We start from the raw sequence: 24,983 nt of genomic DNA on the forward strand, positions 1-24,983 counted from the left end.
CCACTGCATTGATGTGAAGCCCCGGACGGAACCACTCGCCGTGGACCAGTGGCTCTACGGACGGTGTAAGCGTGCAGAGGACATCAGCGGCCTCCACCGTTTCCTGGACACTGGATGCCGCCACGATCTCGATGGCCCGATGCGTGGTCCTCGCCTGGAAGGCTTGGATGGTGGCGTTGGTGCGGGACCAGACGACCACCTTCTTGATGGGTAGCACGTGCAGAATGGCTTCGACATGGGCGATCGCCAGCGCGCCCGCGCCGATCAGGCCGAGCGTTGAACTGTCGGGTCGGGCAAGGTGCTTGCTCGCCACAGCGCTTGCCGCAGCCGTCCGGACCCGCGTGGGAACTCTGCCGTCAAGAAGGGCGAGGGTTTCCCCAGTGATCTGGTCCGCCAGCAGGATGCTTGAACGCTGCGTAGGGAGTCCAGCCTCGCGGTTGGCGGGAATATCGGACAGCAGCTTTACTGCCGCGAGTCGCTGGGTATCGGCCAATCCGGACATGAGCAAATACCGTGCGTCCGAAGACGGCAGGTGAAGGGACAGCGGAGCTGGCTGTTGGGCGGTGCCTCGTGCGATATCGACGAATCCACGTTCTACGGCGGATATTGTTTCGGCCATGCTGGCCAGATCTTCAAGGGCTGAAGCGGTGAGAATGAGTGTCATGGGCACCTTCGTGAGTTGATCTCTGTGAATCGAGGTCGATTGCGCTCAAGGTATACCAAGCTGGAAATCGCCGTCAATGACTCGCTGGACAAATCGCGAGATAGGGGTATTTCGTAGTCATCCAACGACGCCAACCCATCTGGACGGTTCAACTTGGTATACCAGAGATTCTAGCTCTTAGGTGCTGTCACGCTGCCTTTGTCCGGGTGGATCGGCGGAAGCCCTCGCGAGTCAGAGATTCTATTTGGTATGCCAAACAGTCTTCTCGATACGTCAACCGAGAGAGAAATCCACTCTTTTCGTAGAAAATATTCGGAATTTTGCGTCCCGACTCTTGCCATGGGATACCAAATCAACCTACTGTGTGCCTATCGAGTTCATGTGACGATCGTCATGAAAGTGGGAGTTTTGGGATGCAGGACATGCTTATCGAGCGCGTACGGCTGGCGCATAAATCGCGGCCGGTGGACTTGCTCGTCCAGGACGGCCTCATCGCACAGATCCAGCCGGCTGGCGTGATTGACCCCGCCGCGGCGGTGCGCGAGGAGGGTGCTGGTGCGCTCGCCTTGCCCGGAATGGTCGACGCTCATTGCCACGTCGATAAGACACTCTGGGGCCGCAGCTGGGTTCCGCATTCCGCGGGGCCCGCGCTCGGGGACCGCATCGCCAACGGCGAGCGGGGCCGCGCGGAGTTCGGCCTGCCGAGCCGCGACAGTGTGTACGCCCTGCTCGGGCAGATGGCCGCCGCGGGGACGACACTTGCCCGCACCCACACCGATGTCGATCCCGAAATCGGGCTTCGCGGGCTCAAGCTCGTTGCCGCCGTCGCCGAAGAGTTGGCCGACGTGATCGACGTCGAACAGGTCGCTTTCCCGCAGGGCGGACTGCTGACCCGTCCCGGCACGGCCGAGCTGCTCGAGTCGGCCCTTCAACAAGGGCTGGTCGGATGCCTCGGAGGCATCGACCCCGCCGCGCTGGAGCGTGACTCGGTGCGTCACCTTGATCTGATCTTTGGGCTCGCCAAAACCTACGGCACCAGGATCGACATCCACCTGCACGAGCGTGGCACTCTCGGTGCCCACACGATGGAACTCATCATTGAGCGAGTGCTGCGGCATGGGCTCGAGGGCCGGGTCGCAATCTCGCACGGCGTGGCCATCATCGATGTCGACCAAGCCCAGTCCGAGCGGATCTCGCAGGGCCTCGCGGAAGCGCGGATCTCCCTGCTGACGGCAACGGTCTACAACACGCCCGTGCTGCCGATTGCCGAGCTGCGAGGGCGGGGCGTCAACATCGGCGCAGGCAATGACGGCGTGCGAGATCACTGGGGACCGTACGGAAACGGCGACATGCTCGACCGCACCTTCCACCTCGCTTATCGAAACGGTTATCGCACCGACGAACAGATCGCCGTGGCATTTGACGTGGCGGTTAGCGGCGGGGCGGTCGCCCTCGGGCGCGAACCCGCCCGGATCGAACCCGGCGCACCCGCAGATCTCTTCCTCATCGATGCCGCCAGCATCGGTGAGGCAGTCTCAGCCCGGACGCCTCGGCGGCTCGTGCTGAAACGCGGCAAAGTCGTCGCACGCCACGGGAACCCCCTGCGCAAGGGGTAACCCAGGCCCAGCGAGCGGGACCCTGCTCGCTACTTCCCCCCAACCAGTTCCGCATCCCGCGGAACCCCGCCCGAAAGGCAAGAACAATGTCGTTCTACCGCACCACCTTCGTACGCCGCGCTGCAGCCATCGTCGTGGCAGGCAGCCTCGCAGTGCTCGCTATCACCGGATGCGGCGTCTCCGGCTCCACGGCCACGGCCGTCGGGGAATCGGGGAAGCCCGCCGCCCTGGACGAGAAAGCGCCCCTCTTCGACCTGCTCCCGCAGAAGTTCAGGGACAAGGGGGTGCTTACCGTCGCCACACAGCCCGACTTCGAGCCGGCTAACTTCACCCCGGCCGGCTCCACCGGCATCCAAGGTTACAACGTCGATCTTATGGAGTTGATGGCGAAGCAGCTCGGTATCCCGGTCAAGTGGGAGAAAGTGCCATTCGATCAGATTCTGATCGGTATGCAGAGCGGAAAGTTCGACGCGGCGATCGCCGGGATGACCGACCGCAAGAAGAGGCAGGAGCAGGTCGACTTCATCGACTACCAGTGGGCTGGCACAGTCTTCATGGTGCAGAAGGGCAACCCCAAAGGCATCACGAGCGCCGTCGACGGCGGCTGCGGCGCCAAGATTGGCGACGTAAAGGGATCCGATGCCTACCGCCTCGTAGAACTAATGGCCGCGGCGTGTACCGCGAAGGGCAAGCCTGCCACCGAGCTCATCTCCTTCCCGAACTCGAGTGATAAGAACCTGGCGCTCACCTCTGGCCGGATCGACGCCATCTTCTGGCCCGACATGGCGGTCTCGGTCATCCAGCGCGAGACCGGCGACAAGCTCGAGTCACTCCCCGTCGACTTCGAGGAGAAGGTCTACCTCGGTATGACCTTCAATAAAGCGCAGACGGAGCTCCGCGACGCTTTCCTCACCGCCCTCAAGGCGATCCACGAGGACGGCACCTACGACGAAGTCCTCAAGCGCTGGCATGTCGAGGTCATCGACCTCGATGCACCGGGCATCAACCTGGCGAAGAAGTGATCATGCCCGAGATCACTCAGTCACCACTCCCGACCTCGACGAAGCCAACGCACTTTGTACGCAGGGCCGGCGACGAGCCGCCCGTACAGGAGGCGCCGATCCGTGCCAAGCGGCGACCCCAGTACGGCCAGATCGTCACGGGGTTCGTGGCCATCGCGCTGCTGGTCCTCTTCATCCAGTCCCAGGCCCAGAACCCCAACATGGAGTGGAACGTCACCTGGGAGTACATGTTCAACCCAGTGGTGCTCCAGGGCGTCGGCGTAACGATCCAGCTGGCGATCTTCGCCATGCTCATCTCCATCGTGCTCGCCTTCGGCATCGCGTTGATGATCCAGAGCAACAACAAGGTGGTAAGCGTTATCGGACGCGCTTACGTTTGGTTCTTCCGCGGAGTCCCGATGCTTGTGCAGGTTCTGCTCTGGTTCAACCTTGCAGTGCTCTTCCCCGTGATCCTCGGACAGGATACGAACACCCTCATCTCAGGCTTCACCGCGGGCCTCATCGCCCTCTCGCTCGCCGAGTCGGGCTACATGGCCGAGATTATCCGCGGCGGCATCATCTCGGTGCCGACTGGCCAGACCGACGCGGGCGTGAGCATCGGCCTCACCCGCAACCAGGCCCTGGCCCGCATCGTGCTGCCCCAATCGATCAGGGTCATCATCCCGCCCACCGGCAACCAGTTCATCGGCATGCTGAAGGCAACCTCCCTCGTGTCCGTGATCGGCGGCAGCGACTTGCTGACCCGTGTGCAGCTCATTTATGGGCAGAACTTCAAGATCCTGCCCCTGCTCATCGTTGGGGTGCTCTGGTACTTGATCCTGGTGACAATCGCCGGCACCGGACAGCATTTCCTTGAGCGCCGTTTCAACGCCTCGCAGCCCGGGTCACGGCGTTCGCCCAAGAGCACGGGCACGGCGAAGACCACAAATATTCGGACCATCATCGGAGGTGCGCTGTGGCGCAAGTAGCTCCCGCAGTAACGTCGACCGACACCATGCTGCGTATCGACGGCGTGCACAAGTGGCTCGGGCACAACCATGTGCTCCGAGGCGTGGACATCGAGGTGCGAACCGGGGAGATCGTCTGCATCCTTGGGCCGTCGGGCTCTGGCAAGAGTACGTTACTGCGGTGCATCAACCACCTTGACCCCGTCGACGGTGGCGTCATCGAGGTGAACGGGGAGCGCGTCGGCTACCAACTGCACGACGGGCAGCTCTATGAACAGAGCGAACGCCGCGTGGCCAAGGCCCGCCAGCACATCGGCATGGTGTTCCAGCACTTCAATCTGTTCGGTCACATGACAGCCCTCGATAACGTCACCTATGGCCCGGCCCGGATTCTGGGCCGCCCGCGTAAGGAGGCAGTCGCGAACGCGCGGCAGCTGCTGGCCAAGGTTGGCCTGGCCGACAAGGACGACTCGTATCCGAGCCAGCTCTCGGGCGGACAGCAGCAGCGGGTGGCGATTGCCAGGGCGCTCGCCATGGAGCCTCGACTCATGATGTTCGACGAACCGACGAGCGCACTGGACCCCGAGCTGGTCGGCGAGGTTCTGCAAACTATGCGGCAGGTCGCGGAGGAGGGCATGACGATGATCGTTGTCACGCATGAGATCGGCTTCGCCCGCGAGGTGGCTGACCGAGTGGTGTTCATGGACCAAGGCCGTGTTCTCGAGGATGGTCCGGCACGCGATGTGCTCGACAACCCGCAGCACGAACGCACAGCGTCCTTCCTGAGCCGCGTGCACTGAGTCCGAATAGATAGAGGAAGAGAATGACTGACAAGAAATTTACCCTGAGGAACGTGCGCCCGTGGGGTGCCGAGGCTGCGGATATCACGATCAGCGGTGGCGTCATCACTGAGGTGGCACCTGCCTCGGGCACATCCGACGCCGGTGACCTTGACGGTGGCGGTTTGCTGGCCGTGCCCGGGTTCATCAACACGCACGCCCACGTCGACAAAAGCTGGTGGGGCAAGCCGTGGGTGCCGTACACCTATTCCGAGCACCCGACCGTCGAGGGCTGGATCGCGAACGAGCGCGCAGAGCGCGGGAATTACGACATCCCGAACGTGAATTCGGCCGCAGCCGTGCTGCGCGAGTTCCTCCGTCACGGCACCACAGCGACCCGTACGCACATCGACGTCGACCTCGGCATCGGGCTGAAGGGCCTCGAGACCGTGCAAGCCGCGGTCGCTGAACTCGATGGGGCGATCCAGGTTCAGACGGTGGCGTTCCCGCAAGACGGCGTCTTGCGCAGGCCGGGAGTGTTGCGGCTGCTCGACGAGGCTGCTCAGGCCGGGGCGGATGCCATTGGCGGCCTCGATCCGGGCACCATCGACGGCGACGTCGAGGGTCAGCTCGACGGGTTGTTCCAGATCGCCGTGGAGCGCGGCGTCGGCCTTGATCTGCATCTGCATGACTTCGGCTCGCTCGGCGCCTACGAGTACCGTCAGGTGATCCGCCGCACCATCGACGCCGGCCTCCAGGGCAGGGTGAACATTTCCCACGGTTTCGCTATGGGCTCACTGCAGAAGGGCGTGCAGGAGGAGATCATCGAGGGGCTTGCCGAGGCGGGCATCTCGTGGACCACCGTCGCGATGAGCGGCACCGCGCCGCTGCCCTGGCAGCAACTGAGGGAGCGCGGCGTTCCGCTGGGCCTCGGCACCGACGGCATCCGCGACCTGTGGTCGCCGTTTGGCGACGGAGACCTGCTGCGCGTGGCATTCGCGTTCGCGCGCCTGCATGGGTTCCGCCACGACGATAAGCTCACCAACGCGGTCGAGTACGCGACCAAACACGGCGCGCCTTTCGTCGGTCGGGAGCAGCACGACCTCGTCGCCGGTGCACGCGCCGACATCGTGCTCCTCGACGCCGAGAACGTCCCGGACGCGCTCGTGCGATGCCCTCAGCGGCGGCTCGTGGTCTCCGCAGGCCGCGCCGTCGCCCGCGACGGCGAAGTGCTGGTCTGACGCCCACGCCCGCAGCACCTGATCCTTACGATCCTGGTCGCTGCGGGCACCGTGGGGGTGGTCCGGCGACCCGGCTCTATCCCCGCCACGGTGTGATCCGAGGCCACCACCCCGGGACGTTGCGCCGGTAAGCCAGATATTGCTCGCCGTAGGTCTCAGTGAGCGTGGGTTCCTCGTAGCCCTTCACGAACGCGACCACGGTGGCGAGGGCAATCAGTGCGTAGATCACCAGCCCCCAGCTCCCGAACAACAACGCCTGTCCGAGGATGATGGTCAACACCGCGAGGTACATCGGATTGCGCACATAGCGGTAAGCCCCCGTCACGACTAGCGTCTCCGTGGGAGCCACCGGGGCAGGCGTTCCCTGGTGCAGGGCGAACAGCGCGAAGGAGTGAAGGAGGAACGCCACACCCGCGGCGATCGCGATCCACGCGATCACCACCACCAACCACGCCCCGTCCCAGTCGTGCCGCCGCCAGCCGGAGATGAGCCACGGTACAAATCCCGCGACGATGCCAGGCGCCAGGAACAGGAAGAGAATTGTCCCGATCCACGCACGTACGGGCGAGCTTGCCTGGGCCATGCGCGCCAGATTAGCCCCATTCCGCCATTCATGCGACCCTCCCGCCAAGTCCGCACCCGCCGTCGAACGCTTCAAGTTGGCGGCCAGCTGCCTGCCGGTTTCGCCCGTAGGGACTGATTACTTCCGGATCATGTCCAGGACAGCATCCCGCATGCGGCCCATGGTTTTTGCATCCTTGGCTTCGACATTGAGCCGAAGCAATTCTTCGGTATTCGACGCCCGGAGGTTAAACCACCACTCTCCCGACTCTGCGATCACGCTCAGGCCATCCAGGTCATCAATGCGGACACCTGTTGATTGATCGTAAGTTCCCCGCACGTCCGCGATGGCTTGGGCAACGTCCCCCACGGTTGAGTTGATTTCGCCGCTGGCAGAGTACGGCTCGTATTGCCGTGCAAGTGTGGAGAGGGGCGCAGGCTGTTCGCCCAGGGCGGCCAGGACGTGCATCGCTGCCAGCATCCCGGTGTCCGCGTTGTAGAAGTCACGGAAGTAGTAGTGGGCCGAGTGTTCTCCACCGAATACGGCGTCCTCTTCGGCCATTTGGGCCTTGATGAAGGAGTGGCCCACGCGGGTACGAACCGGTCGGCCGCCTGCAGCCTGAACAAATTCGGGCACTGACCGGGACGTTATCAAGTTGTGGATGACCACCGGGTCGGCCTGGCCCGCTGCTTGGACCCTTGAAATCTCGCGTACAGCGATCATGGAGGTAATCGCCGACGGCGTGACTGGTTGTCCGGTCTCGTCGACCACGAAACAGCGGTCCGCGTCGCCGTCGAATGCCAATCCAAGGTCGGCGCCGTGGGCCAGTACGGCAGCTTGCAGATCCCTGAGATTCTCCGGCTCCAAGGGGTTGGCTGGATGGTTGGGGAACGTGCCGTCCAGCTCAAAATAAAGCGGAACAATGGTCAGCGGTAAGGCTTCCAATATCTGGCTGCCCAACACTGCGGGGACGGTCAGCCCGGCCATGCCGTTTCCGGCGTCGACGACGACTTTGAGCGGCCGCACGCCGCTCAGGTCCACGAGCGAACGCAGCTTGAGTGCGTAGTCCGCAAGAACGTCGAGCGAGGCCACGGTCCCAACTGCTTCGGCCTCAGGAAACCCGTGGTCCAGATAGCGCTGAGCGAGGTCCCGGATGTCTAAGAGCCCTGAGTCCGACGAGATGGGGACTGCTCCGGCCTTGGCCATCTTGATCCCGTTGTACTGGGCTGGGTTATGGCTCGCTGTGAAGATGGCGCCCGCCGCGTTCAGGGCGCCGCAGGCAAAGTAGAGCTCATCGGTGGCAATGAGCCCGAGGTCATATACGTTGGCGCCCCGGGTAGCTGCGCCTTGTGAAAATGCCGAGACGAATCCGCGGGATGACGGGCGCATGTCACCGCCGCAGAACACCGTTTTGCCCGCAAGTCCCAATACATCCACGAAAGCTGCTCCGATGGCTTCTGCGACGTGATCGGTCAGCGAAACGCCAACTATGCCACGGACGTCGTAGGCCTTGAAAGACGTGGAAAGATCCATAATTCTCCTTGCGCGCACGCCTCGATGACAAGAAGCGAACGGTTTGTGTTGGAAAAGCAACACTATCAGGTCGTTTGAGGCGGCCTGCACTTTAGCGAATGCCAAAGTCCGTATCTGTGTAGGAGCCGACGCCTCGAACCGGGTTGTCGGCACAGCCGCACTTGTTGTCAATTTCAAGCCGAACGGCCACTGGATCGGAAGCCTCAATGGTGAGAGCAACTGGTTCACCCGTGGTCGTGGAAACGCGCAGGGTGCCTTCTTTTGATGAAGTGATGGACATGACAGTCCTTTCGATGGTTGTGGGATTTTGATTTTGAGTGGAGCGGTGTCAGCCCATTGCGTCCAGCACACCGCGAATAATGGTGGCGGCTGCTCCGAGATAGGCCAGGATGATCAGGAGAATCTGGGCGGCCCTGGTGGAAACCCGCTTGGATGCGAGGTCACCCAGAACGAGCCCGACCAGGCAGGCGGCAGCGACCGCGAGCCACATTGTCATCGGCAGGACCGGAAACGAAGCTGGTGCAGTGACCGCCTTGGAGATCAGGGAAAACGAGCCGATGGTGAAAAAGTAGGGCTGCATTGTGGCGGCGAACGACTTGTGCTGCCACCGGGTGGCGATGGAGTACATACTTACGGCCGGTCCGCCCACTCCTGCCGCAGTGTTCATGAAGCCGCTGAGTCCGCCTGCGGTGAAGAGGTAGCGACGACGCTGGGGCAGGACGGCTGACTTCATGACCAGCAGGACGGTCAGGCCCACGGCAAGGGTAACTCCGATCGAGATCTCGAGCACCGGCGGCGGCAGATAGCGGATGAGGATAGCCGCGGGGACAATGCCCAGGAGAGCTGACGCGGCCAGCGCCATGTATCTCTTCCAGTCGATGTCCCGCATGACGCGGAAAATGATCGCTCCGGCTGTCACGGCCCCGCAGACGTTGACCAGCACCACCCCTTCAACCGGGCCCAGGAGCAGGACCAGGAAGGGGGCCGCCACCAATGCGAATCCCATGCCGGTAATGCGCTGCATCCCGGCACCCATGACGACGGCTCCCAGCACAAGCCCGGTGGTCAGCATTTATGGCCTCCAAGCCACGTACTGGACCTCCTCGAACTCCTCAAGGCCCAGGCTTGATCCTTCCCTGCCCAAGCCGGACTGCTTGGCGCCTCCCATGGGCGTAAAGGCCACGGACGGGAGGGGATCGTTGACTCCAACAATGCCTGCTTCCAGCCGTTCAGGGAGGTCCCAACCACGCTTCGGGCTGCTGCTCCAGATGTATGCGGCCAGACCCATTTCGGTGGCATTTGCTTTGCGGATGGCTTCCTCTTCCGAGGAGAAGGTCACTACTCCTGCTGCGGGGCCGAAGACTTCCTCGCTCACCAAGGGTGCGTCGTCGGGAACACCGGTCAGGAGCGTGGGGGCCATGAAGGAACCTTCTCCAGGAACTTGGGTGCGTTCCGTGACCCGGCGGGCGCCGCGGTTAAGGGCATCGTCTACCAAGGCCTGCACAGCGGCTACGCGTTCGGCGTCGATGACGGGACCAAGATCCGGGACGGGTGTGTCACCGTCGGGAACTCCATGCCCAATGGTCATGGCGTCGAATTTTGCAGCAAGTTTCCGTGCAAATTCGTCCGCGATGCTGTCTTGGACCAGGAATCTGTTTGCGGCGACGCAGGACTGACCTGTGTTGCGGAGCCTTCCAAGTACGGCGCCCTCAACGGCGGCATCGAGGTCTGCGTCCTCGAAGACGATGAACGGCGCGTTGCCGCCGAGTTCCAGCAACGGCCTCACTACACGTTCGGATGCCGAGGCCATGATCTGACGGCCCACCCCGGTGGATCCCGTGAAGCTGACGGCGCGGACTGCGGGGTGCTTGAGCAGGGCGCCGGTGATTTCGCGTGAGGGGCCATGCACCAGATTGACGACGCCGGCCGGGAACCCGGCGTCGTGCAGGATCTCGAACAGGCCGGTCGCGGCAAGCGGCGCCTTTTCGGAGACGCGGCCCACCACGGTGCAGCCGGCAGCGAGCATGGCGGCGAGTTTGCGGGCTTGGATGGAAACGGGAAAATTCCATGGGGTGAGGCTAAGTGCGACTCCAATGGGCTTGCGAGAGCTGAGGTGCCGGCGGCCACGGAGTTCGGGTGGGCTGACGGTGCCGGTTGTGCGGCGTGCTTCCTCGGCGAACCAGCGGAAGTATTCCACTGAGAAGTCCACTTCGCCTTGCGCCTCGGGGAGTCGTTTGCCGGCTTCCAATGCCAAGGTGAGCGCCAGTTCGTCGCGGCGTTCGGATAACAGCGCGGCGGCATTGTGGAGGAGGTCTGCGCGGGAGCGGACTGTTGAGCGGGACCAGTCACCGAATGCTTCGGCAGCAGCGTCAGCAGCTTTGGTCGCGTCCTCGGCAGTTCCCCAGGCCACTTCGCCTACGGTGCTCCCATTCCCGGGGTCTGTCACGTCCTTGGATGTTCCTGCCGAGTGCCAGGTTCCGTTAATCAGGTGTTGTGCTGATTTCAGGTTCACTTTGTGTTGCCTTTCGTTGGCTGGGAGAGGGGCGCTGTCCGGCGGGCGGAATGGTGCCTCATCCCTTGCTGGCACCGGCGGTAATGCCCGCTACGAAGTAGCGCTGCAGGAAGACGTAGGCCACCACTACAGGCAAGGAGGCAAGGATGACTCCGGCGAACAGCAACGGGTAATTGGTTTGGAATTCTCCCTGGAAGCTCAGCAAGGCCAGCGGCAGGGTGCGGTTGCCAGGGGACTGGATGAACAAGAGGGGGTAAAGCAATTCATTCCAGTGGATGACGAACAAGAAGATGGCAGCAGCGGCTATCGAGGGCGCCGAGAGAGGCAGTGCGATTGATACGTAGGTCCGCCAGGGGCCGGTGCCATCAATGGAACATGCTTCATAGAGTTCTTTGGGCAGTGTGCGCATGAAACCACCGAGGATGAACACAGCGATGGGCAGTGTGGAGACAATGTTGGCCACGATGAGGCCGGTGAGGTTGTCCAGCAGGCCCATGCGGCCGAACAGGACATACAGCGGAACCATGTTGGCTTGGGCGGGGATGGCCATTCCCAGAACCAGGAATCCGAAGATGGCCCAGGATGCGAAGCCCCTGAGCCGGGCCACGGCATAACCAGCGAGGCTGGCAATGAAGAGGGTTATGGGAACAGAGATGCCGGTGACAATGACGCTGTTCAGGAACGATGAGCCGAGGTCCTGGCCTCCGATGACTTCCGCGAAATTATCGGGGGCAAGGGACTGCGGCAGGCTGAACGGACCCTCGAAAAGTTCCTGCGTGGACTTGAAGCTGCCGAACAGCACGACCGTGATGGGGACAATGATGATGACCGCGTAGATGGCAAGGATTCCGCGGCGGCTGATTGATGCAAGCATGCTGTCATTCCCCCTTCGGGGTCAGACGGAGCAACCGGCGCTGCAGCCAGGTAACCAAGGCGATCATCCCCATGAAGATGATTGACTGAGCGGCGGCATATCCGAACTCCGAGTTGGCAAAAGTGCTGTAAATGCGTGTGGAGAGAATGTCCAGCGACCCTTTGGGCGGGTTGCCGGCGATACCCAGGATCAGGTCGAAGGCCTTGAACGATTGGACCGTGGTGTAGGCGACCACGATGGACGTTGCCGGGGCTACGAACGGCCAAGTGATGGACTTGAACTGCTGCCACTTGTTGGCTCCGTCCATCTCGGCCGCTTCATACAGTTCGCGCGGAATGGCCTGAAGACCTGCGATGTAGACCACCATCATCTGGCCCGCATGGAACCACACTTGGGTGACTGCAACCCAGTAGAGCGCCTGGGAATTGTTGCCCAGATATGAACCCTGAAGCCCGTCCAAGCCGATGGCGCCCAGGGCGGAGTTGGCGAGACCGAAGTTGGGATCGTAGATGAACTTCCAGATGAAGGCCACGGACACCGAGGACAGGATGGTGGGGAAGAAGAACAAAGCGCGAAGCACCACGTTCCCCCGGGAATTCCTTGTCAGCAGCAGGGCCAGAAGCAACGAGAACAGCGTTTGTGCAATAACCACCAACAAAACGAACTTCAGGTTATTGGTCAGGGCGTTGGTGAACAATGAATCCTTGGTAAATGCCCGGACGAAATTGTCCACACCCACGTAGTTGAAGGCTGCCGAGAATCCGTTCCAGTCCGTGATGGCGTACTGGAACGCCTGCAATGTGGGCATCACCAGGAACACGGCGATGATCGCCACCGCTGGCAGCGGGAAGAGGTAGAGGGCAGGATTCACACGGGTAGGGGACCGGCGCTTCTTCGATTCGGCTTCCGTGGTGCTGTCCGGCGCCTTTCGCTTGGCGGCCGTTCCGGTATGGGTACTCATAGCCGTTCGTCGACAATCTTCTGGGCTGCTTCGGCTGCTTGTTCAGGGCTGGTGCCTGAAATGACAGCCGTTGCGCTGGCTTCGACGGCGTTGCGGACGTCCAGGTTCTGGAACTGGAACCGGGCAGCCAAAGCCGTCTTCTTGTCCAGCCACGGGCTCAAACGCTTGAGGTCCGCGTTGGTGTATTCGACGTCCTTGACGGACACATGTTGGGCCGTCTGGTTGGCGTAGTAGCCAGCGTTCGCAGGTTCGGACAGGAAGTCAATCCATGCTGCGGCGGCCGCCTGATTCTTGCTGGCGGAATTGACGCCCAGGATGAACGTGGCATTGTAGGCGCCCTCATACTTGGCGTTGCCGTCTGTGGATGTGTTGGGGAAAACCAGCTCAATGGGGAACGTCGCGCCCAGGTTGCGGACAGCTGCGATGTGATAGGAGCCCGTGGCCAGCATCGCGGCCTTGCCTTGGGAAAAGAGGTTCTGTGCAGGCTCCACCGCAGTACCTGTGGCATTGGGCTGAAGGTAGGGGACCAGATCCTTGTACTGGTTCAACATCCGGATGAACCAGTCGTCCGTGCACTTGAGCTTGCCCTGTTCGATTTGGGCACACATGTCATCCACCGGGGCGTTGTTGGCAATCATGCAGTTGAACAGCTGGCCACCATTTCCAACGTCGCCGCCGGGCCAGGAGATGGGGATGACGCCGGATGCGGCCAGCTTTTCGCACATGCCCAGGAATGCGTCCCAGTCTTTTGGAGCCAGTTCGGCGCCGGCTTTGTCGAAGAGGTCCGTGTTGGCCATCGGCATGGGGAAGACCACTTGATAGGGCAGGCCCAGTTGGCTGTCGCCCGACTGTCCAGCCGTCAGGAGGCCCTTCTGGTAATTGCCAACAGCTTTGCTGTTCTTCAGCTCGGTGTAGATTCCGGCTTCACTGAAATTGTTGAACTGGGCACCGCGGAAGGTGGCAAACGCATCACCGATGGCCGCGCCCCGCACCTTTTGCAAACCCTGGGCGTTGTAGTCGTTGGACGTGGAGATGTCCTGGGCCACCTCCACGCCGTCGTTCATTGCGGCGAAGCGCTTGATGAGTTCGTCGAACACTGCCTTGTCCTCGCCACGCCAGTGGGCGAAGGACACCCTCCCGGTGACGGCACCGGTGGCAGGAGCGGAAGGACCCGTGGCGCCACCTGGGGCCGTGGAACCGCCCGGGCCTGCGCATGCTGCAGCGGTCGCGCCGAGACCCAGAGCTCCGAGAACGGCCATGGCCTGCCTGCGTGAAATCTGACTCACAATAATCTCCTCGTTGAGTGTTGCTGTGCCTGGTTGTTGGGGAATTGGGCACACATGATGCCCTGAAGGATCAGGCGGTGGTTCGCTGGGCGGAGACCACCTCGTCGACCACAGCGCAGAGCAGCTGCAGACGACGGACTGCGTCCGTGGACAAGGACTCGACGACGTCGGACGAGCCGATGCAGGATGCCCACACGGCGCGTCCGGACAAGAACCCGCTGGCACCTTCCAGGCAAGCCCATCGGACGGCGTCGGGGAAAATGTCCTCCGGTACGCCCGAGGAAAGGACTACCCAGGGACCGTCGATGGCCTTGGTGAGTTCGGCGCAAGCTGCACGGACCTCGGCTTCAGAAGCCTGGCCCTTGAACGGGACCTCCGCTTTATAGAGGTCGGCCCCCAAGCTTCCGAGTTCCTTGGCCGCAGCCAGAATGCCGGCGTTCCAGTCGAAGTCTCCTCCGGCCAGCGGCTTGCGGGAAACAGGTTCGATGATGCTGATCAGCCCGGCGGACTTGCAGCTTTCCACGAATTCGCGGACCATCGCTACCCGCCCTTCAGCGGGCTCGTCCGGTCGGTAGAGAACCAGCAGCTTGAGGGCCTTCGCACCCAAGGCGGCATATTTCTTCGGTTCAACGAGTTTGTCGATGGTCACTTCGCCCACAAGCTCGCCGTGGGCAGACTCGAAATGGTCGGCGGAGGCGATAAGCCCGCAGCTTGGGTCAACCACGTTGGCCTCAATGGCCTGATCCAGCGCGAACTGGCGGTCGATGAGAACGCCGGAGGCATAAGGAGTGAGAATACGGGCGGCCGCGAGCTTGAAGTCCCGGAGGTCATCGTCAGTTACGGGTTGATCGGTGTGCTCGGCGAACATGTTTCGCATGGCTTCGCGCTGGTCAACGGCGAGCATGGCGAACGCACCCGACGGGCGCTGGAGTGAAGAAAGGTCGATGGTGCTCATTGGCTGCTTCTTTCAGCTAGAGAGTGGGATTAGCGGTAAGGACTGAGGTGACGGTCTGGCGTGGAATCATGGAACGGCCATCCAAACCTGCACAGGATGCCGAGGCGGTGCGGCCTGCGAACGACGCAGCCTCCACAAGAGGAAGCCCTGCTGCCACGGCTGCCAGGATGGCGCCGTGATAGACGTCGCCGGCGCCCAGCGTGGAGACGATGTCGGCGGGGGTCGACGGGACGTGGAAGGGGACGCCATCCCGTTCAAGGACCCAGGCTCCATCCGACCCCGCCGTGGCGACCACGGCCGAGGCACCCCCATCCATAGCCCTCTGCAGGAGGATTTCAGGGGCAAGGTCGTCGCCGTACTCGGCCCGCAGGCGTTCGATGGTGGGCACGTAGAGCTCGACACCTTTAGGGCTGAAGGAGGGAATTGGGTTTCCGGCATCCACGCTGATCCGCAGACCCGGCAGATTTGCCACTGCATTCCAGCCCAAGTGATCCACATGGACCCAGGCTGCAGTGCGGAGCAGTTCATAAAAGCGGCTGCCGGCCGGAAAACGGACCGGCGGCACGGGCCGGGTGACGATAGCCCGGCTTTCGCTGGCCTTGCTGACGATAATCACGCTCGCGCCTGTGGCGACCTCAGGGTCACGGATGACAGCAGAGGTATCCACGCCCTCGGCTTCGAGTCCTGTGATGATCCGGTCGCCTTCTTCGTCCGTGCCGAGGACGCCTGCGAAAGCGGCCTTGGCACCGGCCCGGGCTGCTGCCACAGCTGCGGTGGCGGCCGGTCCGCCACCTGCGGTAACGAAATCGGCGGCGACCGTGCGGCTGTCGGCGGCAGGGTAATCCTGCACGAGGGCGATGGAGTCCAGAGTGGCACACCCGACGAAAAGCAGGGTTCCGGATGACGGTTGGGGCACGTTCCACCTCGTTGTAGTTGGGCTGGTAGTGAAAAAATATACACACGCTATGTGTGAAAAACAACACATTCGGTATAGTGATGTTCGGGATGCAACGTCGATCCCCTTCACTCAACGCAGAGAAACGGAGCAGTTCATGTCATTGCCTTCTGGAGAAGTGGCCCAAACCATTCGCTACGGCCTGATCGGTGCCGGCCACATGGCCCGCGAACATGTTCGGAACCTCGCATTAATCCCGGGAAGCCGCATCACAGCGGTCTCCGACCCCACGCCTTCCTCCCTTGAAGAGACCTCGCGTGAAATTGGCTATGGAGTGCAGACTTACTCCACGCACCAAGAATTGCTGGCATCAGGCCTTGTGGACGCTTTGGTGATCGCCAGCCCCAATGACACACACCTCGGAATCCTCAAGGACATCTTTGCCAGCGGAACCAACCTGCCCGTTCTGGTGGAAAAGCCTGTGTGCACCAGCGCGGAGCAGGCAGATGAGCTTGAGTCACTTGCGGCCGGTTACACGGCCCCGGTATGGGTAGCAATGGAGTACCGCTACATGCCGCCGGTTCAGGAAGTCATTCAGGCCGCACACAGCGGCAAGCTGGGCAACATCCACATGCTTTCGATCGTTGAGCACCGCTTCCCGTTCCTGCACAAGGTGGACGCCTGGAACAGGTTCGCCGAGCGCACCGGCGGGACCTTGGTGGAAAAGTGCTGTCACTTCTTCGATCTCATGCGCCTGATCCTGCAGGACGAACCCACGCGCGTCTTCGCCAGCGGGGGGCACGACGTCAATCACATGGACGAGGTGTACGACGGCCGGGTATCGGACATGGTCGACAATGCCTACGTGATCGTGGATTTCAAGGGCGGGCGCCGCGCCATGCTGGAGCTGTCCATGTTCGCCGAAGGATCCAAGTTCCAGGAAAGAATCTCCGTCGTGGGTGACACGGCCAAGATCGAAACCCTGATCCCCGTTGCAGCCAACCACTGGATTGAGGGCGACGAAACTGAAGCCACTGTCGAATTCAGCCCGCGTTCGCCGCTTGGCCCCGAAAAGCATGAAGTTCCTGTGGACGAAGCGGTCTTGGCTGCCGGGGCCCACCACGGTTCGACGTACTACGAACACCTCGGCTACCGGAAGGCAATTCTGGGCGAAGGACCCGTGGATGTGACTGTCGCTGATGGCCTTCAATCCGTGCGAATGGGCCTCGCGGCGGAGCGCTCCATCGTGGAAGGCCGCCCCATTGAACTCGTCGCTACCCATGTTGGCGCGCAGAAGTAAGTAAGATTGTGTTGGAATTACAACACTTTCCCACACCGATGATCGGTCCGGGGGGCGTCAAAAGAGGGGAAGCCATGAGCATCGCACGAGAAGAGGCGCCGCTGACACCGCGGCAGCAGACCATTCTGGACGAGCTTGGCAGGCGGGGGTTCCTTTCCACCGCAGACCTTGCCGGCACTTTCGACGTCTCGGACATGACAGTCCGCCGTGACACGCGTGCATTGTCCAAGCTGGGACTGGTCAAGGTGGTCCACGGTGGGGTCAGCGCCGTCGAAGGTCACGGCCAAAATGCTGACTTCGCTGCGCGCGTCCGGGAAGACGCTGACGCGAAGCAGAGGGTCGCAAAAGCATGTGTGGACCTCATCGCCGAACGCGATGCGATCATCCTGGACGCTGGCACCACCACCTACCAAATCGCACAGGAGCTGCCGGCTGCCTTCATGGGCACGATCATCACCCACTCCGCTCCCGCCATCCAGCGTTGCCTGCAGCTGACATCCGCGCGCACCATTTGCCTGGGCGGTGAACTGTTGTTGGACAGCCAGGCGTTCAACGGACCCATGACGGTCAACGCCGTCCAAGGGCTTCGCGCGAAGACAGCCTTTATCGGGGTAAGCGGGATCCACGATGAAGGCTTCTACATTGAGCGGGATGTTGAACGGGCAACGAAGCTGGCCCTGATGGGATCTGCAGAGCAAGTTGTGGTGGTTGCCACCCACCAGAAAATGCTTCGGTATGCGCTCGCCCGGCTGGCTTCGTTTGAGGCGGTAGACATTCTTGTCACCGACGCGCCGCCACCCCGGGAAGTTGCCGAGGCGTTGGCGGCATCCAGCGTCCGGCTGATAGTAGCGGAGTAACAGCCGAGCCGCGGGCCGCCCTGAGTGCTACCCGCGGAGCTGGTACGCAGTCCGCCTTCAAGGCCGGACTCTCAGACGAGAATGTCTGAAAACAAACTTTATCTGGTGGAATTCGATCATCAGGCAATAAGATGAGAACAGGCTTCCCTTCGGTGGCCGCAAACTTTTGAGGAGATCCATATGACGTGGCTGAACAGCGCCGCTCACGCACGTTGGCTCGAAGTAGAGACAGACCGGCTCATTAATTTCGCTGCCGGTTCCAAGGTCCCCACAGGCTTCGGCTGGCTCGACAACTACGGCAAGGTGCTCGCCGACAAGCCGACCCATCTCTGGATCACCGCCCGAATGGTCCATAGTTTTGCTGTTGCGGCATTGATGGGCCGCCCGGGTGCCGCGTCCATGGTGGACCATGGCATTGCGGCGCTCAACGGTGCCTTCCGCGATAACGAGTTCGGCGGCTGGTACGCGGAGGTCGACGAAAACGGGCCCGTGAACGACACTAAGTCCGGTTACCAGCATTCGTTCGTGCTTTTGGCCGCGGCGAGTGCCGTCGCCGCCCGCCGGCCCGGTGCCCAAAAATTGCTGGACGAGGCATTGCACATAGCTGACTCGAAGTTCTGGGACCACGAAGCCAACATGTGCTTCGATTCATGGAATCGGGACTTTTCAGAAACCGAAGCCTACCGGGGCGGGAACGCCAGCATGCACTCGGTGGAGGCGTACCTCATCGTCGCCGATGTGACGGGCGAGAATCGCTGGCTCGAGCGCGCACTCCACATCGCTGAGGTACTGATCCATCAGTTTGCGCGCAACAACAACTACCGGGTCTTCGAGCACTTCGACCCGGAGTGGACGCCGCTTCCGGAGTACAACACCGATGACCGGGCCAGCCAGTTCCGTGCTTATGGTGGAACGCCCGGCCACTGGGTCGAGTGGGCCCGGCTGCTCTTGCACCTCCGTGCCGGCCTTGAGGCCCGGGGTCTGGACGTTCCTGTGTGGCTCATGGAAGACGCAAAAGGCCTGTTCGACGCCGCAATCCGCGACGCGTGGGAGCCGGATGGCCATCCTGGATTCGTGTATTCGGTGGATTGGGACGGGAAGCCAATTGTCACCTCCCGCATTCGCTGGGTACCGGTCGAAGCGATCGGGGGTGCGGCCGCGCTGTACATGGCCACGGGGGACCAGAAATACGCGGACTGGTATGAGCGGATCTGGGACCACGCCCGCGACTGGTTCATCGACTACGAGCACGGTTCCTGGAAGCAGGAGCTGGACGAGCACGGCAACGTCGCCTCCACCGTCTGGTCCGGAAAGGCCGACATTTATCACCTTTGGCACTGCCTTGTGGTTCCACGACTTCCGCTGGCACCCGGCCTCGCTCCGGCAGTTGCGGCAGGGTTGCTGGACGCCCATCTCCGTGCAGGCCAAGGAAACTGAGGAACCACCTGGACTGCTGCGTCAACTCCGAGCACTGACATCAATAAGGGGAAGGCGTACCGGGGGATCATTTTGACTTACCCCTGTTAGGGGACGACCTGCGCGGCAACGCCGGGGTGTCAGGCACTTGCCTGGTGCCCCGGCTTTCCTCTTTCCTTCGGGGGCCGGAATTACCATGTCTCTCGACCTGCTGCGCGTTCGTCGTTAGTCTGGCTGCCATCGATCCCGAAGGAGCACACCATGGGAATTCTCTCCGTTGACCTATTCATCACCCTCGACGGCGTGTACCAGGCGCCCGGCGGCCCGGACGAGGACCGCTCGGGCGGCTTCGAGTTCGGTGGCTGGCAGGCGGCATATTCCGATCAGGAAAGCGGCGACGCGATCGTCGCAGGCATCGATCGGATGGATGCGCTCCTGCTCGGCCGGAAGACCTACGACATCTTTGCCGGGTATTGGCCCAACCAAAGCGACCATATCGGCGAGACATTCAACGCCCTGCCAAAGTTCGTCGTGTCGCGGACCCTGACCGACCCCGGGTGGCAGGGGACCACGGCGTTGGCGCACATCGACGAGGTAGCGGGGATCAAGGGCCGGTTCAACGACATCCACGTCATCGGCAGCGGCGACCTGGCCCGGTCACTGCTCGAAGCCGACCTCGTGGACCGGCTCAACCTGTACCTCTACCCGCTCACATTCGGCTCAGGCAAGCGCTTGTTTCCCGACGGTGCTGGCGTCCCCGCAGCCTTCCGTTTGGCGCAGCCGCCACAGGGCTTCTCGAAAGGCGCCGTTGCGCTCGTCTATGAGCGCGCGGGCGCTCCGGTCACCGGCATCGACATCGGGCAGGCCTAGGTACCAGTACAAAACAGGAATGGACGGCCTGGTCCATGCAGTGCCCCTCTTGCGCATCTGGAAGCGGATTGCCCCCGCTAGAAACGTAATGCATCCAAATCCTGCGCCGACTGCCACGCGTGCCGGTAGTACTCGGCGTGTGCCAAGCCGGCGGCTGCGTCCTCGTCGATGATCACAGTGGCCCGTGCGTGCTGCTGAATGACCGAGCCCGGCACAGCCGAGGAAACCGGCCCTTCCAATGCAGCGGCAACGGCTTGGGCCTTATTCGCTCCGAAGGCCAGGAGGACCAGGCGCCGTGCCCGGAGTATGGTTCCCAGGCCCTGGGTGATGCAGTGGGTCGGGACCTCTTCCGGAGAGCTGAAGAACCTGGCGTTGTCCTTGCGCGTTTGGGCGGCAAGTGCCTTGATCCGGGTGGACGATGCCAGGGAGGAGCCGGGCTCGTTGAACCCCACATGGCCGTTGGAACCGATGCCCAGGATCTGGATGTCCACCCCGCCGGCGTCTGCGATCATTGCCTCGTACTCCGCTCCGGCCTGGGTGATGCCGCTGCCTGTGCCTCGCGGGGTGAACACGTGATCCGGATTCAATCCCAGGGGCTCCACGACTTCGCGGGTGATCACCGAGCGGTAGCTTTCCGGGTGCCCTGGTGGGACTCCGAGGTACTCGTCCAAGGCGAAGCCACGAACACCGGAAACATCGATGCCCTCTTCCCTGACCGTCTTGGCCAATGCCGCGTACGTGGTGAGCGGGGTTGAACCTGTGGCCAGCCCCAGCACGGTGGCGGGGTTGGCCATGATCTGCTCCGCGAAGATCGACGCCGCGACGCTTCCGGCCTCGGTGTGGTCGCGGACGATGATGATTTCTGCCATGGGTCTTCCTTTGGGTAACTGCTAAGGGACGTTGCTAATCGGCGGCGATCGCCGCACCGACAGAGCCGATGGGGAGCCCCGGCGGGACCAACTGGACGCGATCGCCAAGGGCAAGACCGGAAAGGAAAGGTGACGGAGCACTGAACCGGGCAAGCTCCCGCTGGATACCGTTGAGAAGCGGCTGTCCAAGGGCGTTCAGGCCGCCGCCAATGTAGATGGAAGCGGGGTCGTAGGTCAGTCCGAGGATTCGGATGGCTGTGGCAGCACCTTCGAACAACCGCTGCTGAACAGCCTGGGCGAGAGGGTCGCCGTCGAGCGCTGCTTCAAAAAGTGAGACGGCCGGCCACTGGCCGGGGCCTTTCCACTGGCGGGCAATGCCCGACCCCGAAGCGATGAGCTCCAGGCAGCCCTTTTGGCCGCAGGGGCATTTCTCGCCCTGCATTCCAAGGGGGAGGTGCCCGATTTCGCCCGCGGCCCCGGATGCGCCCCGGACCACAACGCCGTTGCCGACATATCCCGCGGCCAACCCGGTGCCGAGATTCAGGTAGGCGCTGGAGCCGGAGGCGTCGCCGTCGGACAGCAAATAGTGGGCTCCGATGGCGGCGGCATTGACATCGTTCTCCACCGCGACCGGCAGTCCCTGCTCAGCCTCCACCAGGCTGCCGAGGTCCAAACCGGCAACACCAACATTGACGGCATTGGCGACGTATCCGGACTCCGTATTCACTGTTCCGGGGATTCCGATGCCCAGTCCGGACAAAGCGCACTCCGCCAGGTTTTCCGCGTCGCGCAGCTCTTCGAGGACGCCGAAGAGGGAGCTGAGCAGGGCATCGTTTCCGAAACCTGTGGGGCGGCGGACCGTGTGCAGGACGTTGCAATCCTGGTCCACGGCGACAGCCTCAATCTTGGTGCCGCCGATATCGACGCCGATCCTCACGGTTCGGGTGGCGGAGGGGCCGGATGTGCGCGGGGCAGGCAAAACGGGAGTGGAGCTCAGTGTCATCAGTGATCTTTCGGGGTTGGCACCCAAGTAGGTCGCAGCAGATGCCGTTTTGGGTGCTCAAAAGGGCATCTGCTGCTACTTAGTTGGGTGAGAGGGGGACGGGGAGTCCGGCTTCGAGGCTTCGGTTGGCGGCTTCCACGATGGCGACGATGCTGAGGATCTCCCGCAGGGGTACGTTCGGTGTCCCGCTGCGGATGGATTTCACGATCCCCTCCAAGAGGCCAACCAGCATGGGAGGGCCGGCTTCGATCGAGAACTCCGAACAGCCGCCTTCGGATTCGATACGCCCAGTAGTGAACGGACTCCAGTCCGCTTCGCCCTTCATGGCGACCACCCGTCCGTCACCCCACCGCACCGTCACCGTTGTGGTGTCGCCGTCGGAACCTGGCTTCCCGGCGTCGACCGTTACTGCCCCCGGGCCGGCACCGAGCGCGGCCACTGCGAGGTCAACCAGGTGCACGCCATACCAGGCCAGGCCCGGGTGGCCAGGCTGGGTAGGCAGGGGCCCGTCCAAGGAAACGGACTGACGCGGCCCTCCAGCCAGGGCCGCTTGGAATTCCGGCGTGAACCGCTTGGGGGACCCGGCCAGGACCAAAGCGCCGGAGGCTTGCGCCTGGGCGAGCATGGTCCGGGCCTCAGCCAAGGTGGGGGCGAAGCGCGTGTCCACATAGATTGGCTTGCCGAACCGCACCACGCGCTGGAAGTAGCGCGGGTGCGTCCGTGCATCGGAAGACACGATGAGCAGCGCGTCGCAGGCCTCGGCCACGGCCTCGGGTGAATCGCACATGACGACGCCCAGCCCGCTCACTTCTTCGGCGAAGTCATCGATCCGGTCGCGGCTCAAAGGAAAGTCCGACGCCGCTTCCCCCTTCCACGCGTGCGTCACCGTGCCGCCGGGGACCACGCCGTCGACACCATTCCCGAAGAGCCGGGTAAACGACGGCGCGTGCGGGGAGTCGACGCCAATGAGGCCGAAACGGATGGGCGTCATCCCTTCACCCCGCTGTGCGTGATGCTGGCGACGATGTGCTTCTGCAGGAGGGCGAAAATCACCAGGCAGGGGATGAAACTGACCAGCGTTGCTGCCATGACATTGGACGTGGAGGCGGTCTCGGTGTTCAGTGTCGCCAAGCCCACGGTGAGTGTCCGTGCGGCGTCCGACTGGCCCACTACCAACGGCCAGAGGAGGTCGTTCCAATGCCACAGGAAGACGAAGATCGCCAGGGTTGCCAGGACGGGACGGATCAGCGGAAGCACGATCTGCCAGAACGTCCGCCATTCGCCGGCGCCGTCGATGCGGGCGGCGTCGAACAGTTCCTCCGGCATGTCCCGCACGAACTGCCGGATGAGGAAGATCGCCTGGGCATTGGCCAGTGTGGGCAGGATCAGGCCCCACAATGTGTTCACCCCGCCCATCTTGGAGATGAGGATGAACGTAGGAATGAGGGTGGCCTGGACGGGCACCATCATGGTGGCGATGATGGCCCACAGCAGCGCGTTCCGTCCCGGGAAGCGTTTGCGGGCCAATGCGTAGGCTGCCATGGATGCCGTGAGCAGGACAACCACCACGGAAACCGCTGAGTACAGGAATGAGTTCCACAGCCAGAGCGGGAATTCGCCCACGTTGAAGATGCGGATGATGTTGTCCAACGTCAGCGACGACGGCAACGCGTAGGGCAGCGTGGGTGCATCCGCGGGGGAGAGGGCCAGCACGGCGACGGCAATCAGGGGCGCCACCGTGAACAGTGAGATCACTGCCAACACCCAGGTCAGGGTGCGCTGGCGGCGTTTCTCGGTGCTGCGCCGGGGAGTGGGGAGCAGGCCCACAGTTGGGCTGGAAACGGTGGCAGTCACTTGGAGTCCTTACCTTCGAAGAAGCGCTGCTGGATGAGCGAGAGGATGAGCACGATGACGAACAGCACCACGCCAATGGCCGAGGCATAGCCGAAGTCGAAGAACTTGAATCCTTCATCGAACAGGAAGTAGATGAGGCTGTGGCTGGCCCGGGCGGGTCCGCCTCCAGTCATGACGTAGATGGTGTCGAAGACCTGGAATCCGACGATCGTCTCGATGACCAGGACAAAGAACACCACGGGCTTCAGCAGCGGCAACGTGACGTACCAGAACGATTTCCAGGCGCCGGCCCCGTCGATGCGGGCAGCCTCGTGGACTTCGGCCGGTTGTGCCTTGAGCCCGGCCAGGAAGATCAGCATGGAGTAGCCAAAGCCTTTCCACACTGACACCACGGCAAGGGACAGCAAGACCAGCAGTTGGGGTCCGGAGGTGAAGGGTACGGGGCCCATGCCCAGGCTGCCCAATGCCGCATTCAGCGGACCATCCGTGGAGAAGATCCAGGTCCAGATGATGCCGGCCATGACGAACGAGCTGAGGTACGGAATGAACAGCAACGCCCGGAAAGTCCCGGTAAAGCGGACCAGCTTGTCCAGGAGGACAGCGCCGGCCAGCGACACGGCGATGATGAACGGGACAAAGATCGCCACGTACAGGAATGTCACCTTGAGGCTTTGCCAGAAGTTGGGGTCAGCAGCCAAGCGTGTGTAGTTCTCTGCGCCCAGGAATTCGAAGTCGCCGTTGAGGCTGTACTCGGTCATGCTCATGGCACCGGCCCCGAAGATGGGGAGGAATTTGAACAGACCGAAAATGACCAGCGTGGGCAGGACGAAAAGGATGCCGGCCAGCGCCTCGCGGCTACGGGCTTTACTGGCCCCGAAAGGCTTGAGCGGTGGCGCCGTCAGCTCGGGATGTCGGCCGGCCAGCGTGGTTCTGGTGCGGGTGTTTACAGACATGGGGTGACCAATCG

The 24,983-nt window shown here is 62.5% G+C and carries 25 protein-coding genes; 9 read left to right on the forward strand and 16 right to left on the reverse strand.

Annotated elements, in window-relative coordinates; genetic code table 11:
• A partial coding sequence (locus GVL04_RS15085; protein WP_159706024.1) for an ornithine cyclodeaminase family protein occupies positions 1-664 on the reverse strand: 664 nt, incomplete at its 3' end.
• A gap of 422 nt (positions 665-1,086) precedes the next feature.
• Here GVL04_RS15085 and GVL04_RS15090 point away from each other — a divergent pair.
• From GVL04_RS15090 to GVL04_RS15110, 5 genes are all read left to right on the forward strand, one after another.
• Positions 1,087-2,280 carry an amidohydrolase gene (locus tag GVL04_RS15090; protein WP_159706026.1) on the forward strand — a complete coding sequence of 398 codons (1,194 nt, stop codon included), beginning with the start codon at positions 1,087-1,089 and terminating at the stop codon, positions 2,278-2,280.
• 86 nt (positions 2,281-2,366) lie between these two features.
• Entirely contained in the window at positions 2,367-3,302 is a 936-nt protein-coding gene (locus GVL04_RS15095; RefSeq protein ID WP_159706028.1) for an ABC transporter substrate-binding protein, read from the forward strand.
• Between the two features lie 2 nt (positions 3,303-3,304).
• Positions 3,305-4,270 (forward strand): amino acid ABC transporter permease, encoded by a 966-nt coding sequence (locus GVL04_RS15100; protein ID WP_159706030.1) that lies wholly within the window; start codon positions 3,305-3,307, stop codon positions 4,268-4,270.
• Between the two features lie 26 nt (positions 4,271-4,296).
• On the forward strand, positions 4,297-5,049 hold the full coding sequence (locus GVL04_RS15105; RefSeq protein ID WP_159706032.1) for an amino acid ABC transporter ATP-binding protein: 753 nt from the start codon (positions 4,297-4,299) through the stop codon (positions 5,047-5,049).
• Positions 5,050-5,072: 23 nt separating this feature from the next.
• Positions 5,073-6,269: an amidohydrolase gene (locus tag GVL04_RS15110; protein ID WP_159706034.1), complete on the forward strand. Its 1,197-nt coding sequence runs from the start codon at positions 5,073-5,075 to the stop codon at positions 6,267-6,269.
• Positions 6,270-6,345: 76 nt separating this feature from the next.
• Here the strand turns inward: GVL04_RS15110 and GVL04_RS15115 are convergent, their stop codons facing one another.
• From GVL04_RS15115 to GVL04_RS15160, 10 genes are all read right to left on the reverse strand, one after another.
• Positions 6,346-6,852, reverse strand: coding sequence for an isoprenylcysteine carboxylmethyltransferase family protein (locus GVL04_RS15115; protein WP_159706036.1), 507 nt, complete (start codon positions 6,850-6,852; stop codon positions 6,346-6,348).
• A 117-nt stretch (positions 6,853-6,969) separates the two neighbouring features.
• Positions 6,970-8,364 carry a phosphomannomutase/phosphoglucomutase gene (locus GVL04_RS15120; RefSeq protein ID WP_159706038.1) on the reverse strand — a complete coding sequence of 465 codons (1,395 nt, stop codon included), beginning with the start codon at positions 8,362-8,364 and terminating at the stop codon, positions 6,970-6,972.
• A 91-nt stretch (positions 8,365-8,455) separates the two neighbouring features.
• Positions 8,456-8,644: a hypothetical protein gene (locus GVL04_RS15125; RefSeq protein WP_159706040.1), complete on the reverse strand. Its 189-nt coding sequence runs from the start codon at positions 8,642-8,644 to the stop codon at positions 8,456-8,458.
• A 48-nt stretch (positions 8,645-8,692) separates the two neighbouring features.
• Complete coding sequence (locus GVL04_RS15130) at positions 8,693-9,436, reverse strand: sulfite exporter TauE/SafE family protein (RefSeq protein WP_159706042.1); 744 nt, start codon at positions 9,434-9,436, stop codon at positions 8,693-8,695.
• Positions 9,437-10,876 (reverse strand): NAD-dependent succinate-semialdehyde dehydrogenase, encoded by a 1,440-nt coding sequence (locus GVL04_RS15135; protein WP_159706044.1) that lies wholly within the window; start codon positions 10,874-10,876, stop codon positions 9,437-9,439.
• Between the two features lie 58 nt (positions 10,877-10,934).
• On the reverse strand, positions 10,935-11,750 hold the full coding sequence (locus GVL04_RS15140) for a carbohydrate ABC transporter permease (RefSeq protein ID WP_159706046.1): 816 nt from the start codon (positions 11,748-11,750) through the stop codon (positions 10,935-10,937).
• A 4-nt stretch (positions 11,751-11,754) separates the two neighbouring features.
• Positions 11,755-12,711 carry a carbohydrate ABC transporter permease gene (locus GVL04_RS15145; protein WP_159706048.1) on the reverse strand — a complete coding sequence of 319 codons (957 nt, stop codon included), beginning with the start codon at positions 12,709-12,711 and terminating at the stop codon, positions 11,755-11,757.
• Positions 12,708-13,997 (reverse strand): ABC transporter substrate-binding protein, encoded by a 1,290-nt coding sequence (locus tag GVL04_RS15150; RefSeq protein WP_159706050.1) that lies wholly within the window; start codon positions 13,995-13,997, stop codon positions 12,708-12,710. The genes GVL04_RS15145 and GVL04_RS15150 overlap by 4 nt, the downstream gene beginning before the upstream one ends.
• A gap of 70 nt (positions 13,998-14,067) precedes the next feature.
• Positions 14,068-14,952: an aldolase gene (locus GVL04_RS15155; RefSeq protein ID WP_159706052.1), complete on the reverse strand. Its 885-nt coding sequence runs from the start codon at positions 14,950-14,952 to the stop codon at positions 14,068-14,070.
• A 16-nt stretch (positions 14,953-14,968) separates the two neighbouring features.
• Entirely contained in the window at positions 14,969-15,868 is a 900-nt protein-coding gene (locus GVL04_RS15160; RefSeq protein WP_159706054.1) for a carbohydrate kinase family protein, read from the reverse strand.
• Between the two features lie 136 nt (positions 15,869-16,004).
• Between GVL04_RS15160 and GVL04_RS15165 the strand changes: the two genes are divergently transcribed.
• From GVL04_RS15165 to GVL04_RS15180, 4 genes are all read left to right on the forward strand, one after another.
• Positions 16,005-17,147, forward strand: a complete 1,143-nt coding sequence (locus GVL04_RS15165; protein WP_159706056.1) for a Gfo/Idh/MocA family protein — start codon at positions 16,005-16,007, stop codon at positions 17,145-17,147.
• A gap of 74 nt (positions 17,148-17,221) precedes the next feature.
• Complete coding sequence (locus GVL04_RS15170; RefSeq protein ID WP_159706058.1) at positions 17,222-18,004, forward strand: DeoR/GlpR family DNA-binding transcription regulator; 783 nt, start codon at positions 17,222-17,224, stop codon at positions 18,002-18,004.
• Positions 18,005-18,184: 180 nt separating this feature from the next.
• Positions 18,185-19,441 carry an AGE family epimerase/isomerase gene (locus GVL04_RS15175; protein ID WP_159706060.1) on the forward strand — a complete coding sequence of 419 codons (1,257 nt, stop codon included), beginning with the start codon at positions 18,185-18,187 and terminating at the stop codon, positions 19,439-19,441.
• A gap of 240 nt (positions 19,442-19,681) precedes the next feature.
• Positions 19,682-20,290 (forward strand): dihydrofolate reductase family protein, encoded by a 609-nt coding sequence (locus GVL04_RS15180; RefSeq protein WP_159706062.1) that lies wholly within the window; start codon positions 19,682-19,684, stop codon positions 20,288-20,290.
• Positions 20,291-20,367: 77 nt separating this feature from the next.
• Here GVL04_RS15180 and GVL04_RS15185 read toward each other — a convergent pair whose 3' ends face one another.
• The 5 genes from GVL04_RS15185 to GVL04_RS15205 all read right to left on the reverse strand — a co-directional run bounded on the left by GVL04_RS15185 (position 20,368) and on the right by GVL04_RS15205 (position 24,969).
• The gene (locus GVL04_RS15185; RefSeq protein ID WP_159706064.1) at positions 20,368-21,159 is read right to left on the reverse strand and encodes a glucosamine-6-phosphate deaminase; all 792 of its coding nucleotides are present in this window, start codon (positions 21,157-21,159) and stop codon (positions 20,368-20,370) included.
• Between the two features lie 34 nt (positions 21,160-21,193).
• Complete coding sequence (locus GVL04_RS15190; protein ID WP_159706066.1) at positions 21,194-22,162, reverse strand: ROK family protein; 969 nt, start codon at positions 22,160-22,162, stop codon at positions 21,194-21,196.
• Positions 22,163-22,241: 79 nt separating this feature from the next.
• A complete protein-coding gene (locus GVL04_RS15195) occupies positions 22,242-23,153 on the reverse strand; it encodes a Gfo/Idh/MocA family protein (RefSeq protein ID WP_159706068.1) in 912 nt (303 codons plus the stop codon).
• Complete coding sequence (locus GVL04_RS15200; RefSeq protein ID WP_235036308.1) at positions 23,150-24,016, reverse strand: carbohydrate ABC transporter permease; 867 nt, start codon at positions 24,014-24,016, stop codon at positions 23,150-23,152. Before GVL04_RS15200 ends, GVL04_RS15195 begins: the two co-directional genes overlap by 4 nt.
• Positions 24,013-24,969 (reverse strand): carbohydrate ABC transporter permease, encoded by a 957-nt coding sequence (locus GVL04_RS15205; protein WP_159706070.1) that lies wholly within the window; start codon positions 24,967-24,969, stop codon positions 24,013-24,015. Before GVL04_RS15205 ends, GVL04_RS15200 begins: the two co-directional genes overlap by 4 nt.
• Positions 24,970-24,983 lie beyond the last annotated feature (14 nt).

Source organism: Arthrobacter sp. 18067 (assembly GCF_902706295.1).
GTDB lineage: Bacteria > Actinomycetota > Actinomycetes > Actinomycetales > Micrococcaceae > Arthrobacter.

Bases quoted from the DNA above. Each gene is read 5' to 3' on its own strand.
- GVL04_RS15090 (WP_159706026.1), top strand. From the start codon at position 1,087: ATGCTTATCGAGCGCGTACGGCTGGCGCATAAATCGCGGCCGGTGGAC.
- GVL04_RS15095 (WP_159706028.1), top strand. From the start codon at position 2,367: ATGTCGTTCTACCGCACCACCTTCGTACGCCGCGCTGCAGCCATCGTC.
- GVL04_RS15100 (WP_159706030.1), top strand. From the start codon at position 3,305: ATGCCCGAGATCACTCAGTCACCACTCCCGACCTCGACGAAGCCAACG.
- GVL04_RS15105 (WP_159706032.1), top strand. From the start codon at position 4,297: ATGCTGCGTATCGACGGCGTGCACAAGTGGCTCGGGCACAACCATGTG.
- GVL04_RS15110 (WP_159706034.1), top strand. From the start codon at position 5,073: ATGACTGACAAGAAATTTACCCTGAGGAACGTGCGCCCGTGGGGTGCC.
- GVL04_RS15115 (WP_159706036.1), bottom strand. From the start codon at position 6,852: ATGGCCCAGGCAAGCTCGCCCGTACGTGCGTGGATCGGGACAATTCTC.
- GVL04_RS15120 (WP_159706038.1), bottom strand. From the start codon at position 8,364: ATGGATCTTTCCACGTCTTTCAAGGCCTACGACGTCCGTGGCATAGTT.
- GVL04_RS15125 (WP_159706040.1), bottom strand. From the start codon at position 8,644: ATGTCCATCACTTCATCAAAAGAAGGCACCCTGCGCGTTTCCACGACC.
- GVL04_RS15130 (WP_159706042.1), bottom strand. From the start codon at position 9,436: ATGCTGACCACCGGGCTTGTGCTGGGAGCCGTCGTCATGGGTGCCGGG.
- GVL04_RS15140 (WP_159706046.1), bottom strand. From the start codon at position 11,750: ATGCTTGCATCAATCAGCCGCCGCGGAATCCTTGCCATCTACGCGGTC.
- GVL04_RS15145 (WP_159706048.1), bottom strand. From the start codon at position 12,711: ATGAGTACCCATACCGGAACGGCCGCCAAGCGAAAGGCGCCGGACAGC.
- GVL04_RS15155 (WP_159706052.1), bottom strand. From the start codon at position 14,952: ATGAGCACCATCGACCTTTCTTCACTCCAGCGCCCGTCGGGTGCGTTC.
- GVL04_RS15165 (WP_159706056.1), top strand. From the start codon at position 16,005: ATGTCATTGCCTTCTGGAGAAGTGGCCCAAACCATTCGCTACGGCCTG.
- GVL04_RS15170 (WP_159706058.1), top strand. From the start codon at position 17,222: ATGAGCATCGCACGAGAAGAGGCGCCGCTGACACCGCGGCAGCAGACC.
- GVL04_RS15175 (WP_159706060.1), top strand. From the start codon at position 18,185: ATGACGTGGCTGAACAGCGCCGCTCACGCACGTTGGCTCGAAGTAGAG.
- GVL04_RS15180 (WP_159706062.1), top strand. From the start codon at position 19,682: ATGGGAATTCTCTCCGTTGACCTATTCATCACCCTCGACGGCGTGTAC.
- GVL04_RS15185 (WP_159706064.1), bottom strand. From the start codon at position 21,159: ATGGCAGAAATCATCATCGTCCGCGACCACACCGAGGCCGGAAGCGTC.
- GVL04_RS15190 (WP_159706066.1), bottom strand. From the start codon at position 22,162: ATGACACTGAGCTCCACTCCCGTTTTGCCTGCCCCGCGCACATCCGGC.
- GVL04_RS15195 (WP_159706068.1), bottom strand. From the start codon at position 23,153: ATGACGCCCATCCGTTTCGGCCTCATTGGCGTCGACTCCCCGCACGCG.
- GVL04_RS15205 (WP_159706070.1), bottom strand. From the start codon at position 24,969: ATGTCTGTAAACACCCGCACCAGAACCACGCTGGCCGGCCGACATCCC.